Annotated in this window: 15 protein-coding genes; 4 read left to right on the forward strand and 11 right to left on the reverse strand. The window is 60.7% G+C overall.

Going from position 1 to position 13956, the window contains the following annotated elements:
• From HBO23_RS18195 to HBO23_RS18210, 4 genes are all read left to right on the forward strand, one after another.
• Positions 1–801 (forward strand): transporter substrate-binding domain-containing protein, encoded by an 801-nt coding sequence (locus HBO23_RS18195; RefSeq protein WP_017138600.1) that lies wholly within the window; start codon positions 1–3, stop codon positions 799–801.
• 220 nt (positions 802–1021) lie between these two features.
• Positions 1022–1819, forward strand: coding sequence for a transporter substrate-binding domain-containing protein (locus HBO23_RS18200; RefSeq protein ID WP_099549483.1), 798 nt, complete (start codon positions 1022–1024; stop codon positions 1817–1819).
• Between the two features lie 123 nt (positions 1820–1942).
• Positions 1943–2902 carry an amino acid ABC transporter permease gene (locus HBO23_RS18205; RefSeq protein ID WP_170039049.1) on the forward strand — a complete coding sequence of 320 codons (960 nt, stop codon included), beginning with the start codon at positions 1943–1945 and terminating at the stop codon, positions 2900–2902.
• The gene (locus HBO23_RS18210) at positions 2895–3629 is read left to right on the forward strand and encodes an amino acid ABC transporter ATP-binding protein (protein WP_017138597.1); all 735 of its coding nucleotides are present in this window, start codon (positions 2895–2897) and stop codon (positions 3627–3629) included. The genes HBO23_RS18205 and HBO23_RS18210 overlap by 8 nt, the downstream gene beginning before the upstream one ends.
• Before the next feature lie 56 nt (positions 3630–3685).
• Here the strand turns inward: HBO23_RS18210 and HBO23_RS18215 are convergent, their stop codons facing one another.
• From HBO23_RS18215 to ubiE, 11 genes are all read right to left on the reverse strand, one after another.
• On the reverse strand, positions 3686–5593 hold the full coding sequence (locus tag HBO23_RS18215; RefSeq protein WP_017138596.1) for a methyl-accepting chemotaxis protein: 1908 nt from the start codon (positions 5591–5593) through the stop codon (positions 3686–3688).
• A 137-nt stretch (positions 5594–5730) separates the two neighbouring features.
• Complete coding sequence (locus HBO23_RS18220) at positions 5731–7647, reverse strand: methyl-accepting chemotaxis protein (RefSeq protein ID WP_017138595.1); 1917 nt, start codon at positions 7645–7647, stop codon at positions 5731–5733.
• Positions 7648–7839: 192 nt separating this feature from the next.
• On the reverse strand, positions 7840–8547 hold the full coding sequence (locus tag HBO23_RS18225; protein WP_058422360.1) for a 16S rRNA (uracil(1498)-N(3))-methyltransferase: 708 nt from the start codon (positions 8545–8547) through the stop codon (positions 7840–7842).
• Complete coding sequence (tatC, locus tag HBO23_RS18230; RefSeq protein WP_017138593.1) at positions 8544–9335, reverse strand: twin-arginine translocase subunit TatC; 792 nt, start codon at positions 9333–9335, stop codon at positions 8544–8546. Before tatC ends, HBO23_RS18225 begins: the two co-directional genes overlap by 4 nt.
• Positions 9332–9733, reverse strand: coding sequence for a Sec-independent protein translocase protein TatB (tatB, locus tag HBO23_RS18235; RefSeq protein WP_017138592.1), 402 nt, complete (start codon positions 9731–9733; stop codon positions 9332–9334). The genes tatC and tatB overlap by 4 nt, the downstream gene beginning before the upstream one ends.
• 10 nt (positions 9734–9743) lie before the next feature.
• Positions 9744–10022 carry a twin-arginine translocase TatA/TatE family subunit gene (locus HBO23_RS18240; protein ID WP_056860633.1) on the reverse strand — a complete coding sequence of 93 codons (279 nt, stop codon included), beginning with the start codon at positions 10020–10022 and terminating at the stop codon, positions 9744–9746.
• A 25-nt stretch (positions 10023–10047) separates the two neighbouring features.
• Positions 10048–10380: a phosphoribosyl-ATP diphosphatase gene (locus HBO23_RS18245; RefSeq protein ID WP_017138590.1), complete on the reverse strand. Its 333-nt coding sequence runs from the start codon at positions 10378–10380 to the stop codon at positions 10048–10050.
• A 2-nt stretch (positions 10381–10382) separates the two neighbouring features.
• A complete protein-coding gene (hisI, locus tag HBO23_RS18250) occupies positions 10383–10775 on the reverse strand; it encodes a phosphoribosyl-AMP cyclohydrolase (protein WP_012721796.1) in 393 nt (130 codons plus the stop codon).
• A 41-nt stretch (positions 10776–10816) separates the two neighbouring features.
• Entirely contained in the window at positions 10817–12421 is a 1605-nt protein-coding gene (gene ubiB, locus HBO23_RS18255) for a ubiquinone biosynthesis regulatory protein kinase UbiB (protein WP_169986599.1), read from the reverse strand.
• Positions 12418–13041: an SCP2 sterol-binding domain-containing protein gene (locus HBO23_RS18260; RefSeq protein ID WP_017138587.1), complete on the reverse strand. Its 624-nt coding sequence runs from the start codon at positions 13039–13041 to the stop codon at positions 12418–12420. Before HBO23_RS18260 ends, ubiB begins: the two co-directional genes overlap by 4 nt.
• Positions 13041–13811, reverse strand: coding sequence for a bifunctional demethylmenaquinone methyltransferase/2-methoxy-6-polyprenyl-1,4-benzoquinol methylase UbiE (gene ubiE / locus HBO23_RS18265; protein WP_003171186.1), 771 nt, complete (start codon positions 13809–13811; stop codon positions 13041–13043). The genes HBO23_RS18260 and ubiE overlap by 1 nt, the downstream gene beginning before the upstream one ends.
• Between the last annotated feature and the right edge of the window lie 145 nt (positions 13812–13956).

A 13956-nucleotide genomic window follows, 5' to 3' on the forward strand; every position in this document is an offset into this window, starting at 1 on the left:
ATGATCAAAAGGTATTGTTTGGCGGTGCTGAGCGGCGTCATCGCATTGATTTACGCAGGCTGGTTGAGCGCTGGTGCCCTCGATGAAGCGGTTCGACGCGGTGTGCTTAAAGTCGGCACCACGCCCACCTATGTGCCCTTTGAAATGAAGGACAAGCAGGGCCGCATCGTCGGTTTCGAAATCGATTTGCTGCAGGCGATGAGCCGTGCGTTGGGCGTCGAGCTTGAACTGGTCGCGGTGCCATATACCGAGTTGTTACCGGGGCTGATGGCGAAGAAGTTCGACCTGATCGGCAGCGGCATGACGGTGACGCAGGAGCGCAACCTCAAGCTGAACTTCAGCGACTCCTTTATTGTGGTCGGCCAGACCGTGCTGCTGAACCCCAGCCTGGCCGGCAAGATTGCCAGCATCGAAGATCTCGACGAGGCGGGTTACCGCATCGCCGCGACTGAAGGCACGACCGGCGAAGCGGCTGCGCAGCGGTTTTTGGGCGCGGCGCGCCTGAGCACTTTTACCACGCCGGAAGAAGGCGTGCGCCAAGTGGTCGAGGGCAAGGCCGACGCCTTCGTCCATGACGCACCCTACAACCTGATTGCGCTGGCCAGGCCGGAAAACCGCCGGCTCTTTGCCCTTGAGCAACCGTTTACCTTTGAGCCTCTGGCGTTTGGCCTGAAAAAAGGCGACTACGACAGCCTCAACTGGATCAACCACTTCCTCAATCAAATTGCCCAGGATGGCACCTACGATCGGCTGCACGACAAGTGGTTCAAGGACACGGACTGGATGGCGGAGATCGACTAAGCGTCATAACTGCTTACACATCAATGAATTGCGGGCCTGTTGCACTGATGTGTCTAGCCCCTGCGCAGTGATGCACCATTGTGGGGCTTTTGCGACATGCGCCGATAACATTTACCCGTGAAACCTTTGTGACGGGCAACGAGTGGGTTAGGATCGCACCCCGAATGGGTGCAGCCCTTTTGCGCGCCGGCCTTATAAGAATCTTTCAGGGGACTTGATGATGAAAAAGTATCTTTCGATGCTGATGCTCGGCGTCACCGCGCTGGTCGCGGCCACTGCGGCGCATGCGGGCGCCATCGACGATGCGGTCAAGCGCGGCACGCTGAAAGTCGGCATGGACCCGACCTACATGCCGTTCGAGATGACCGACAAGCGCGGTGAAATCATCGGCTTTGAAGTCGACATTCTCAAGGCCATGGCCAAGTCCATGGGCGTCAAGCTGGAGTTGGTGTCCACCGGCTATGACGGCATTATCCCAGCCTTCCTGACCGGCAAGTTCGACATGATCGGCAGCGGTATGACCCTGACTCAGGAACGCAACCTGCGCCTGAACTTCAGCGAACCCTTCATCGTGGTCGGCCAGACCCTGCTGATTCGCAAGGACCTGGAAGGCACGATCAAGTCCTACAAAGATTTGAACGACGAGAAATACCGCCTGACCTCCAAGCTCGGCACTACCGGCGAGATGGTTGCCAGGAAACTGATCTCCAAAGCCAAGTACCACGGCTATGACAACGAGCAGGAAGGCGTGCTGGACGTGGTCAACGGCAAGGCCGATGCCTTTGTGTATGACGCACCTTACAACGTGGTCGCCGAGAAGAAAGTCGGTAATGGCAAGCTGGTGTTCCTGGAAGAACCCTTCACCTTCGAGCCCCTGGCGTTCGGCCTGAAAAAGGGCGATTTCGACAGCATCAATTACATCAACAACTTCCTGCACCAGATCCGCAACGACGGCACCTACGATCGCATCCATGACAAGTGGTTCAAGAGCTCCGAGTGGCTCAAGGACATGGAATAAGGGCTGACACCGAGTCGACTTCATCGCAGGCAAGCCAGCTCCCACAGTTGAAATGCGTTCCCTTGTGGGAGCGGGCTTGCCCGCGATGACGACATGCCAGGCGATACATCTTCGGAAAGTGAAATGAAACAGAAAAAAGCCCAATGGCCCTGGCACCTGCTGACCGTGGTCGTGCTGGTTGGCCTGGCCGGCGCGTTGTACTACGCCACCTCGTTGATGTCCTACGAGTGGCGCTGGAACCGCGTGCCGCAGTACTTCGCCTATCAGGCCGAAAACTCCCAGCGCGCCGCCGACATCTCCACTGTCATTGAGCTGGTGCGCAAAGGCGATGTGGCCGAAGTCACCTTGCGCAACGACGCAGGCGCCGAGCAAAAGCTGACCGTGGCCGACAACAGCCTGCAAGTGTCACGTGGCGATGACGTGGCCGAAGGCGATGTTATTGGCGTAACCCGGCATTGGGCGCTGGGCCCGCTGATGTGGGGCTTGTGGACGACCTTGTGGTTGTCGGTGGTCTCCGGAATCCTCGGCCTGGCGATTGGCCTGGCAACCGGCTTATGCCGTTTGTCGAGCAACCCGACCTTGCGCGATCTGTCGACGATCTACGTCGAACTGGTGCGCGGTACGCCGCTGTTGGTGCAAATCTTTATTTTCTACTTCTTCATCGGCACGGTGCTCAACCTGTCCCGCGAATTCGCCGGTATTGCCGCGTTGTCGCTGTTCACCGGCGCCTATGTGGCGGAAATCGTCCGCGCCGGCGTGCAGTCCATCACCCGTGGTCAGAACGAGGCCGCCCGTTCCCTGGGGTTGAGCGCCAGCCAGTCGATGCGTCATGTGGTGTTGCCGCAAGCGTTCAAACGCGTGCTGCCGCCATTGGCTGGGCAATTTATCAGCCTGGTGAAAGACACTTCGCTGGTTTCGGTGATCGCGATTACCGAGCTGCTTAAAAGTGGTCGTGAAGTGATCACCACCTCGTTCTCGCCCTTTGAAATCCTGTTCTGTGTGGCAGGCCTGTACCTGCTGATCAACCTGCCGCTGTCGAAAATGGCCAGCCGGCTTGAGCGGAGGCTCGCGCAAAGTGATTGAAGTCCGCGATCTGGTAAAAGTCTTCGACACCCGTGGCCAGGTGGTGCGCGCGGTAGACCACGTGACCACCCAAGTCGCCAAGGGCGAAGTGCTGGTGGTGATCGGTCCTTCAGGTTCGGGCAAGTCCACGTTCCTGCGCTGCCTTAACGGCCTGGAAGAGTTCGACTCGGGCTCGGTGAGCATCGATGGCCTGCAACTGGCCGACCCGAAAACCGACGTGAATGCCTACCGCCGTGAAGTCGGCATGGTGTTCCAGCACTTCAATTTGTTCCCGCACATGACCGTGCTGGAAAACCTGTGCCTGGCGCAAAAAGTCGTGCGCAAACGCGGCAAGCAAGAGCGTGAAGCCAAGGCTTTGGCACTGTTGGAAAAGGTCGGTATCGCACAGAAGGCCAACGAGTTTCCATCACGCTTGTCCGGCGGCCAGCAACAACGGGTAGCCATTGCCCGTGCGTTGGCCATGGAACCCAAGGTAATGCTGTTTGATGAGCCCACCTCGGCGCTGGACCCGGAAATGGTCGGCGAAGTGTTGGACGTGATGAAGACCCTGGCCCTGGAAGGCATGACCATGGTCTGCGTCACCCACGAGATGGGCTTTGCCCGTGAAGTGGCAGACCGCGTGCTGTTCTTCGACCACGGCAAATTGCTCGAAGATGCGGCCCCGGCCGAGTTCTTCGATGCGCCCAAAGACCCGCGCGCCCAAGCGTTCCTGCGCCAGGTTCTGTAATTGAAGGCCGAGCTTCCTGTGGCGAGCGAGCTCGCTCGCCACAAGGGCCGTGAATATCAAAGCCTGAATTTGCCCACCAGCGTCTGCAAATCCAGGCTCAATCGGGTCAACTGAACACTCGCAGCGGCCGTTTCCTCACTGGCCGCAGCGGTTTGTTCGGTGACATCGCGCACCTTCAGCACACTGCGATTGATCTCTTCCGCTACCGCGCTTTGCTGCTCGGCGGCGGCGGCAATCTGCGGGTTCATTTCCTGGATGATCGACACAGTGCGCGTAATCGCTGCCAAGGCATCGCCGGCATCGCGGGTCAGGCCGACGCTGTTGTCGGTCAGGCTGCGGCTGTTGTCCATGATGTCCGCGACCTGCTGGGTGCCGGTATTCAGGCCGAGAATCAAACCTTCAATTTCTTCGGCGGATTCCTGGGTGCGCTGGGCCAGGCTGCGCACTTCGTCGGCCACTACCGCAAAACCCTGGCCGGCACTGCCCGCACGCGCCGCTTCGATGGCAGCGTTCAGGGCCAGCAGGTTGGTTTGCTGGGACACTGATTTGATCACGTCGAGCACGCTGCCGATTTTCTGGCTTTCATGTTGCAGCGCAATCATCGCCTGGCTCGAACGCGCCATCTCATGGGCCAGGTGCCCGATTTGCTCGACGGCCTGGGTCACCACTTTTTCGCCGGCGCTGGCCTCCTGGTCGGCTTCATTGGCCGCGACGGAAGCCTGCTCGGCATGCCGGGCGACCTCCTGGGCGGTGGCGAGCATTTCATTCATCGCCGTGGCCACTTGATCGGTTTCCTCCTTCTGGTCATTGACCCCGGCGCGGGTCTGCTCGGTGACGGCTGATAGCTGCGTTGCGGCACTGGCGATCTGCCGGGCGCTGTCGCCGATACCGCTGATCAGGTTGCGCAGGTTGCGGGTCATTTGCCCGATGCTCTGCTGCAACTGGCCCAGTTCATCGCGGCGGTCCTCTTGAATGTCTCGACTCAGGTCGCCGTCAGCAATGCGGTGGGCGGCGGTGAGGATCGCGCGTAAAGGCACGACTATTTGCCGCGCGATCCACCAGGCGGCCAGTACACCGAGTAGCAAGGCCGCCACGGTGACGCTCAGCAGTCGTGTGTGGGTCTGCTCGGCTTCGCTGTCACGCTTGCTGTTCTGGCCGTCACTCAGTTGATGGCTTTGCTCGCGTAAATCATTGAGTTGCTGTTCAAAGCGGTTTTGCAGGGTTTCGGTGTTGAGCTGGGCGTCCTTGAGCTTGGTCAACTGTTCGCGGTAGCTGCTCAGGTCGGCTTTGAGCAGGGCCGCGTCCACGGGCAGCGCGGTCACCGCTGCTTGTGCCACATTCAGGGCTTCGAGCGCCTGGGTGAGTGCGTCGGTGTAGGCTTGCAGCGACTCGGCCGCCCAGGCGGGGCTTTGGGCGCGATCTTCGGCCTGCTCCATGGCCTGGCGCAGGTTTTCGATAGCATCCAGAGCCTTTTCGTCTTCCTGGTTCGGTAAGTCGCTGGCGAACTGGGCGAGAGTATCGCTGGCTTGCAACGCGGTTTTCTTGAGGGTCGGGCGGATGCTTTCGCGTTGCTCGATCAAAGCGGGCAAGGCCGCCAGCGCTGTCTTGAAGCTCGCCACCAAGCGTGTTGCTTCCTGCAGTCGCTGCAAGTCGGCCGGGTGTTTGAGGCGGCTTGAAAGGTCGGCCAGATGCTGGTCGATCTTTTCGGTCTGCGTGTTCATTTTGGCCAGGCTGCTGGCGTCCGTCAGGGTCCGGTACACGATCCTGTCGGCGCGCATGGACTCGGCGTCCAGGGCCAATTGCCCCAGGATTGCCAGGCTGTGTGAGCGATAAAGCACGTCGTTCAAGGCCTGCCAGCCGGTCGCGGCAATCAGGATGCTTAACATCAACACTTGGCCGAAACCCAGTGCGAGTTTGAGACGGACGCTGGCGTTGACCAGCAAGCGGGTCAGCCGAGGAAACATGGTGAACCTCCAAATCTGAGGAAGCATTTCGCAACAGCTGAAACGCTAAATCGATTCGAGGTTGTGGCGGGCTGATAACCGCGTAGGAAATTTCACAAGTTGCGGCGGCCTTGCTCTGGCCGCCGTGTGGGGGCGGGTCAGATGCGGAAGCGCCCGACCAGAGACTGCAAATAGATCCCCAAGCGTGCCAGTTCGGCACTCGACGCGGCAGTTTCCTCACTGGCTGAGGAGGTCTGCTCAGACACGTCGCGCACATTCAACACGCTGCGGTTGATCTCTTCGGCCACAGCGCTTTGTTGCTCGGCGGCAGTGGCGATCTGCGAGTTCATCGCCTGAATGGTTGAGACCGTGCGCGTGATATTGCTCAGCGCGTTGCCGGCACGTCGGGTCAGCTCGACGCTGCTGTCGGTGAGACCCCGGCTGTTGTCCATGATGGTCGCCACCTGCTGAGTGCCGTTTTGCAGGCCGACGATCAGCTCTTCGATCTCCTCGGTGGACTTTTGCGTGCGCTGGGCCAGGCTGCGCACCTCGTCGGCCACCACCGCGAAGCCGCGACCGGCTTCACCGGCACGCGCCGCTTCAATCGCCGCGTTCAGCGCCAGCAGGTTGGTTTGCTGGGCGACAGACTTGATCACATCGAGCACGCTGCCGATCTTGTCGCTTTCGCGCTTGAGGTCGCCCATGGCCACCGTGGAGTTACCGACCTCGGTAGCCAGGCGCTCAATCTGCGCGATGGCCTCACCGACTACCTTGTCGCCTTCACGGGCCTGTTGGTCCGCTGCAACGGCAGCTTCGGAGGCTTCTTCGGCGTTGCGCGCCACTTCCTGCACGGTGGCGGCCATTTCGTTCATGGCGGTGGCCACTTGGTCGGTCTCAACCTTTTGGCTGTTAACCCCGGCGCTGGTCTGTTCGGTCACGGCCGACAGTTGTTCGGCAGCGCTGGCAATCTGGGTGACACCGTCGCTGATACCGCCGATCAACTCGCGCAGGCCCAGGGTCATGCTCTGCATGGCGCGTTGCAGTTGGCCCAGCTCGTCCTGGCGGGCGGAGTTGAGGTTATGGCTCAGATCGCCCGAGGCCACACGCTCGGCGACTGTGAGGGTCTGGTTAAGCGGGATCACGATCTGGCGGGTGATAGCCCAGGCGGCGAGAATGCCGAAGATCAGCGCCAGCACGGTGGCCAGCAGCAACAGCTGTTTAGCCTGCGCGGCATCGGCATCGCGCACGGCGGTCTGGGAGGTGGTGAGTTTTTCGCTGTGCCCCAGCAGGATATCGCCTTGGGCGGTCATGATTTTCAGCGCGGCGGCGCTGGCCACTTGGGAGTCACGGTACTGGCTGACCGCGGCGCGGTAGGCTTGCAGTGACACGCCGGCCTCTTGCAGGTTGGCCTGGTATTGCTCAGGCAGCTTGCCTTGCAGGTCAGTGATTTTCTTCAGGGCATTGTCGATGGCATCCAGGGCTGGTTGCTCGGCCTCGGTCTTGCCGCTGTAGGTATAACCGCGCACCTGGAAGCGCGACTGTTGGATCAACTTGCTCAGCTCGACCACGCTGTTGAACTGCGTGACGCTGTCGCCTTGCAGCAGGGTCGCTTCGATTTCATTGATCTTGGCCACGGCGTTGTCGGCGGTGTCGCCGAGTTTGCTGCGTGCACCCTCACGCTTGAGGCCAGCCAGGACCATTGTGCCAAAGGCTTTTTTGTATTGGCCCAAGGCTTCCAGCTGTTGCTCTACCAGGGCTTTGTCGCCGGGTTGTTCAATCAGCGTTTGGGCGGTTTTGAGGCCATCGTCCAGTTGCTTCAGCAGACCGTTGACGGCATCGGTGCCTTGTTCGCCCCGGCGCATTTCAAAGTCCAGGCGCGCCAGGCGCAGGTCTTTGGTCAGGCCGTTGAGGCTGGAGATAAAGCCCAGTTTGTCGCCGCGACTGATCACGTCGCCCAAGCCGGTCCAGCCGGTGAAGGTGATCAACAGCGTCAGGATCAACACCAAGCCAAAGCCTATGCTCAGCTTGCGATTGACGCTCACATTCCCCAGTTTTTCGGCTAACCAACGATACATGCTGCGATCTCCTTTGGAACAAGGCTTGGACTTATTCAGAGGCTATCGGCAGCGTAGGAAGTTTCTGTAGGTTCTCAGAACCAATGTGGGAACTGGCTTGCCTGCGATGCAGGCACCTCGGTACATCAGGCATACCCAGGTGATGCAATCGCAGGCAAGCCAGCTCCCACTTTTTTCGGGGCAGGTCGGTGTTCAGAACAACCGGGCGAGCAGGGCGGTCACGGCGGTTTCTACGCGCAGGATGCGCGCACCCAGTTGCACCGGTTGCAAGCCGGCCTTGGCCAACAGCTCCACTTCGTAGGGGATCCAGCCGCCTTCCGGGCCGATGGCCAGGGTCACCGGTTCGTCCAGTCCACGTGGGCAGGCCGGGTAATCGCCGGGATGGCCGATAAGGCCCAGAGTCCCTGCGGTCATGGCTGGCAGGCGGTCTTCGACGAACGGCTTGAAGCGCTTTTCGATGCTGATCTCGGGCAGCACCGTGTCCCGTGCCTGCTCCAGGCCGAGGATCAGTTGCTCGCGAACGGCCTCCGGTTCCAGGAACGGGGTTTGCCAGAAGCTTTTTTCGACCCGGTAACTGTTGACCAGCACCACCTTCGGCACGCCCATCGCCGCCACGGTTTGCAGCACCCGGCGCAGCATCTTTGGACGCGGCAGGGCCAGCAGCAGGGTCAGCGGCAGTTTGGTCGGTGGCGGCTGGTCGAAGCTCACGTGCAGCTCGGCTTCACCGGCTTCCAGGCGCAGTAATTGCGCGTTGCCCATCAACCCGCCGATTCGCCCGACCCGCAGGTTGTCGCCCACCACCGCGCGGTGGACTTCCTGCATATGCACCAGGCGCCGATCACGCAGGATCACCCGGTCGGCCGCGATAAAGTCGGCCCCCTCAAGCAACAGCAGGTTCACGGGTGCGTCGCTGGCGGCTGGTCGTCGTCGACGGGTTGGTCATCCGGGTGGTCGCCACGCTTGCTGATCAGGCTGCCAAACAGGATGCCGATCTCGAACAGCATCCACATCGGCACGGCCAGCAGGGTCTGCGAGAAAATGTCCGGCGGCGTGAGGATCATGCCGACCACGAAGCAGCCGATGATCACGTAGGGGCGCACTTTCTTCAGGTATTTGACGTCGACCACGCCGATCCACACCAGCAGCACCACGGCCACCGGGATTTCGAAGGCCACGCCAAAGGCGAAGAACAGCGTCATCACGAAATCGAGGTAGCTGGTGATGTCGGTCATCATTTCGACGCCGGCCGGGGTGGCGGCGGCGAAGAATTTGAAGATCAGCGGAAACACCAGGAAATACGCGAAGGCCATGCCGGTGTAGAACAGCAGGATGCTCGACACCAGCAACGGCACCGCAATGCGCTTTTCATGCTTGTACAGGCCCGGCGCAATAAAGCCCCAGATCTGGTGCAGGATCACCGGGATCGCCAGGAACAGCGAGACCATCATGGTCAGCTTCAACGGCGTCAGGAACGGTGACGACACGTCGGTGGCGATCATCGTCGCGCCGGCCGGCAGGTACTGGCGCAAGGGCGTGGAGACGAAGGTGTAGATCTGCTGGGTAAAGGCGAACAGCCCGGCAAAGATGATGAAAATGGCCGCTACGCAACGCAGCAGGCGGGTCCGCAGCTCGGTGAGGTGCGAGACCAGCGGCATATGCTGGTCGTTTTCCGGTTTATCAGCGCTCATGGGGCTCGCGGCGGCAATGTAGGGTCATGGGGAGCGGGCGACGCTACGGGCGTCGGCGCTGGCTCAGTCGGGGCGGGCGCGGTTGGCGATGCTTCGGCGGCCGGAGCAATGCTGTTTTCGGGCACAGGTTCCACCGGTTTGGCGGGCTCCTGAACCGGCGACAGAATCTTGCGCGCCTCCTGCTCCAACGACAGGATATGTTCGTTGTGCAGCTGGCGGCGGATCTCGTCGGCGCCGATTTCCCGTTCAACTTCCTGTTTGATGGCGTTGAAACTGCGTTTCAGGCGCCCGATCCACAGGCCGGCCGTGCGTGCGGCACCGGGCAGGCGTTCCGGCCCCAGTACCAGCAAGGCCACGAGGCCGACGAGCAGCAGTTCAGAGAAGCTGATACCAAACATTAGTCAGTGCTCACGAGTCTTTGCGGGTCGGCTCTTGGACTTTTTCAGCCTGCACGTCGAAGGTACGACGCTCGGTGATCGGCTGGGTGGCCTGTGGGTGTACAGGCTGCGCCGGTGGTACCGGATTGGCCATCGGGTCGGCCGGTTTTTCATCGTCGTTCATGGCTTTACGAAAGCCCTTGATCGACTCGCCCACGTCAGTGCCCAGGTTCTTGAGTTTCTTGGTGCCGAACACCAGTACCACGACCACCAGAATGACGATCCAGTGTTTCCAGTCAAAAATGCCCATGCTGCAATTCCTCTGTAAAAGTTATTCAGGCGGACGGGCGCGAGGCCTTTTCTGCATGCCCGGACAAGCCGAAGCGACGGTCCAGTTCATCCAACACGGCCTGTGGGTGCTGCCCCAGTTGGGCGAGCATGACCAGGCTATGGAACCACAAGTCTGCGGTCTCGTAGATTACATCGCTGTAATCACCGCTGATTTGCGCATCTTTGGCGGCAATAATCGTCTCGATCGACTCTTCGCCAAGTTTTTCCAGAATCTTGTTCAAGCCCTTGTGGTAAAGGCTTGCGACGTAGGAGCTGTCGGCGTCCGCGCCTTTGCGGTCTTCCAGCACCTGGGCCACACGGTTCAGGGTATCGCTCATGTTCAGTGTCCTGCGGAATAAATGGCGTGCGGATCTTTGAGCACCGGTTCCACAACCTTCCACTCGCCGTTTTCGAACACGCGATAGAAGCAGCTGTGACGGCCGGTATGGCAGGCGATATCGCCGATCTGCTCGACCTTCAGGATCACCACGTCGGCGTCACAGTCGATGCGCATCTCGTGCAGGGTCTGCACGTGCCCGGACTCTTCGCCCTTGCGCCACAGTTTGCCACGCGAACGTGACCAGTAAATGGCGCGCTGCTCAGTGGCGGTGAGGCTCAAGGCCTCGCGGTTCATCCAGGCCATCATTAATACGCGCCCGGTCTTGTAGTCCTGGGCAATGGCCGGCACCAGGCCGTCACTGTCCCACTTGATCTCGTCCAGCCAGTCTTTCATGTTCGGCTCCGGCAATTTGCGACAGTGTATAACCGGATCGGCTATCGGCGCACGATCAGATAAACACCCACGGCGACCATGATGCCAGCCGGCCAATGGCCCAGTTGGTTCAGCGGCCCGCCAATCGCCAGCATCACGCCGCCGACCAAATGGGCGGCGCCCAACAGGCGCAGGAACCAGTCGTCCTTGCGCCTGTGCCACGGCGGTACAGGGTCTTTGGCGTGGGGCTGGGACATGCGCTCCAGCAGGTCGCGGGTCATGTTGGCCAGGTGCGGCAGTTGTTCGAACTGGCTGTGCAGGTTGCCCAGCAGGGTTTTCGGGCTGACGCGCTCGCGCATCCAGCGTTCCAGGAACGGCTGCGCGGTGTTCCACAAGTCCAGGTCCGGGTACAACTGGCGGCCCAGGCCTTCGATGTTGAGCAAGGTTTTTTGCAGCAGTACCAGCTGCGGCTGCACTTCCATATTGAAGCGCCGCGCGGTCTGGAACAGACGCATCAGCACCTGGCCGAAGGAAATATCTTTTAACGGTTTTTCAAAGATCGGCTCGCACACCGTGCGGATCGCGGCTTCGAATTCGTTGAGCTTGGTTTCGGCTGGCACCCAGCCCGAATCGATGTGCAACTGCGCCACGCGGCGGTAATCGCGCTTGAAAAAGGCGAACAGGTTGCGTGCCAGGTAATCCTGGTCTTCCGGGGTCAGGCTGCCGACGATGCCGCAGTCGATCGCAATGTATTGCGGGCTCCACGGGTTGACGGTGCTGACGAAAATGTTGCCCGGGTGCATGTCGGCGTGGAAGAAGCTGTCGCGAAACACCTGGGTGAAGAAGATTTCCACGCCGCGCTCGGCAAGCATCTTCATGTCGGTGCGCTGGTCGGCAAGAGTGGCGAGGTCGGTGACCTGCACGCCGTAGATGCGCTCCATCACCAGCACTTTGGGACGGCACCAGTCCCAATACACCTGCGGCACGTACAGCAGCGCTGAACCTTCGAAGTTGCGTTTGAGCTGGCTGGCGTTGGCCGCTTCGCGCAGTAGGTCGAGTTCGTCGTAGATGGTCTTTTCGTAGTCGGCAACCACGTCCACCGGATGCAGCAGGCGCGCATCGGCGGAGAAACGTTCGGCGGCGCGGGCGAGGATAAACAGCCACGCCAGGTCCTGGCCGATGATCGGCTTGAGGCCGGGGCGGATGACCTTTACCACCACTTCTTCGCCGGTCTTCAATTGTGCGGCATGCACCTGCGCCACCGAGGCCGAGGCCAGTGGCTCGACGTCGAAACGGCTGAACACCTCGCTGATCTTCTTGCCCAGTTGTTCTTCGATCAGCTTCATCGACTGCTGGGAATCAAACGGCGGCACGCGGTCCTGCAACAGCATCAGCTCGTCGGCAATGTCTTCGGGCAGCAAATCGCGGCGTGTCGAGAGGATCTGCCCGAACTTGATAAAGATCGGCCCCAGGTCCTGCAACGCCAGGCGCAGGCGCGCGCCACGGCTCAGTTCCAGCGGTTTGCGCGGGAACCAGCGCCACGGCAACACATAGCGCACGGCCAGCAAAAACCACGGCAACGGCAGGGCGAACAGCAGGTCATCGAGGCGGTAGCGGATTACGACGCGCTGGATACGAAACAAACGGCGGACGGCGAGCAGCTTCATGCGTTATCGCTTGGATCAAGGGAACGGCTCAGGCGCTCGAAGCGTGCCTCAAGGCGTTCCAGGTCGATTTTGGCCTTGTCGAGTTCGCGAAAGCGCGCTTGCGCTTCCCGTTCTCCGACCAGGGTGCGCGATTCTTCGCTCAGGTATTCGGCGAGGTTCTGGTTGAGGCTGGCGAACCCTTGCTGGTACCAGCGCGAGCGGCTGCGCAGGTGCCCGCTGATCAGTTGGGTGGCCACCGGACCAATCCAGCGTGACAGCTCGTATTCCCAATCCAGTTCCAGGTCTTGCAGCACGGCGGCCAGGTCCATCAGCACGGCGCTGTCGCCTTCCAGCTCCACGTCGGGGCTGTGCAGGATCGCGGTCTTGTTGCGGCTCAGCGCCAGGTGCAACAGGCTCGAGGCGGGTGCGCGCAGGGTGCAGTCGGCCTCGGCGGCCCAATCGCCGGCGAGCAGCAGGCCTTCATCGCTGGGCAGGATAAACAGCTGCAGGGCGGGGCTGGTGCAATCGACGGCAATGACCTTGCCGTTCAAGTGCGCAAGCCGCGCCAGGGCGGTGCTGTCCAGGCGCAGGACACGGTTGATGCCGTGTTCGACGCTGGCGAGGAGGCCTGCGAACAGCATCAGGGCTTGATGCCGCGGTGCAGGGCGACGATGCCTGAGGTCATGTTGTGGTAGGTCACGCGGTCGAAACCGGCTTCTACCATCATCGACTTCAGGGTTTCCTGGTCGGGGTGCATGCGGATCGATTCGGCCAGGTAGCGGTAGCTCTCGGCGTCATTGGTGATCAGCTTGCCCATCAGCGGCATGAAGGCGAACGAGTAAGTGTCGTAGACCTTGGACATCAGCGCGTTGGTCGGCTTGGAGAACTCCAGCACCAACAGGCGGCCGCCCGGCTTGAGTACGCGCAGCATCGAGCGGATGGCGTCCTCTTTATGGGTCACGTTGCGCAGGCCGAAGGCGATGGTCACGCAGTCGAAATGGTTGTCCGGGAACGGCAGCTTTTCCGCATCGGCCTGGACGAACTCGATATTGCCGGCCACACCTTTATCCAGCAGGCGATCACGGCCGACCTTGAGCATCGAACCGTTGATGTCCGCCAGCACGACCTGGCCGGTCGGGCCAACCAGCTTGGAGAACTTGGCCGCCAGATCGCCCGTGCCGCCGGCGATGTCGAGCACGCGGTTGCCGGTGCGTACACCCGACAACTCGATGGTGAAGCGCTTCCACAGGCGGTGCATGCCGCCCGAGAGTACGTCGTTCATCAGGTCGTACTTGGCCGCAACGGAGTGGAACACCTCAGCGACTTTTTCCGCTTTCTGGCTTTCCGGAACGTTCTTGAAGCCGAAGTGAGTGGTGGGTTCGGCATCGCTGCCTTTGCGCTGATCAGTCATATCGCTGTCACCAAAAGAGAATGCGGGACATGATAATCCCCACCGCCTGCTTTGTCTTGGCAAGGCTGAAGGTAAGATAGGTGTTCATCGAGACCTTTTGCCGCATGGCAGGTGTTCTGAGTCGATATAAAGAGGAGTCATTGCA

Origin of the sequence: Pseudomonas sp. WS 5532 (assembly GCF_012985445.1) — a bacterium.
GTDB lineage: Bacteria > Pseudomonadota > Gammaproteobacteria > Pseudomonadales > Pseudomonadaceae > Aquipseudomonas > Aquipseudomonas edaphica.

What these genes read in the sequence shown, in the direction of transcription:
- HBO23_RS18200 (WP_099549483.1), top strand. Translation starts at nt 1,022, where the DNA reads ATGAAAAAGTATCTTTCGATGCTGATGCTCGGCGTCACCGCGCTGGTC.
- HBO23_RS18195 (WP_017138600.1), top strand. Translation starts at nt 1, where the DNA reads ATGATCAAAAGGTATTGTTTGGCGGTGCTGAGCGGCGTCATCGCATTG.
- HBO23_RS18215 (WP_017138596.1), bottom strand. Translation starts at nt 5,593, where the DNA reads ATGTTTCCTCGGCTGACCCGCTTGCTGGTCAACGCCAGCGTCCGTCTC.
- HBO23_RS18240 (WP_056860633.1), bottom strand. Translation starts at nt 10,022, where the DNA reads ATGGGCATTTTTGACTGGAAACACTGGATCGTCATTCTGGTGGTCGTG.
- ubiE (WP_003171186.1), bottom strand. Translation starts at nt 13,811, where the DNA reads ATGACTGATCAGCGCAAAGGCAGCGATGCCGAACCCACCACTCACTTC.
- HBO23_RS18260 (WP_017138587.1), bottom strand. Translation starts at nt 13,041, where the DNA reads ATGCTGTTCGCAGGCCTCCTCGCCAGCGTCGAACACGGCATCAACCGT.
- HBO23_RS18245 (WP_017138590.1), bottom strand. Translation starts at nt 10,380, where the DNA reads ATGAGCGATACCCTGAACCGTGTGGCCCAGGTGCTGGAAGACCGCAAA.
- HBO23_RS18220 (WP_017138595.1), bottom strand. Translation starts at nt 7,647, where the DNA reads ATGTATCGTTGGTTAGCCGAAAAACTGGGGAATGTGAGCGTCAATCGC.
- hisI (WP_012721796.1), bottom strand. Translation starts at nt 10,775, where the DNA reads ATGAAAGACTGGCTGGACGAGATCAAGTGGGACAGTGACGGCCTGGTG.
- tatB (WP_017138592.1), bottom strand. Translation starts at nt 9,733, where the DNA reads ATGTTTGGTATCAGCTTCTCTGAACTGCTGCTCGTCGGCCTCGTGGCC.
- HBO23_RS18205 (WP_170039049.1), top strand. Translation starts at nt 1,943, where the DNA reads ATGAAACAGAAAAAAGCCCAATGGCCCTGGCACCTGCTGACCGTGGTC.
- ubiB (WP_169986599.1), bottom strand. Translation starts at nt 12,421, where the DNA reads ATGAAGCTGCTCGCCGTCCGCCGTTTGTTTCGTATCCAGCGCGTCGTA.
- tatC (WP_017138593.1), bottom strand. Translation starts at nt 9,335, where the DNA reads ATGAGCGCTGATAAACCGGAAAACGACCAGCATATGCCGCTGGTCTCG.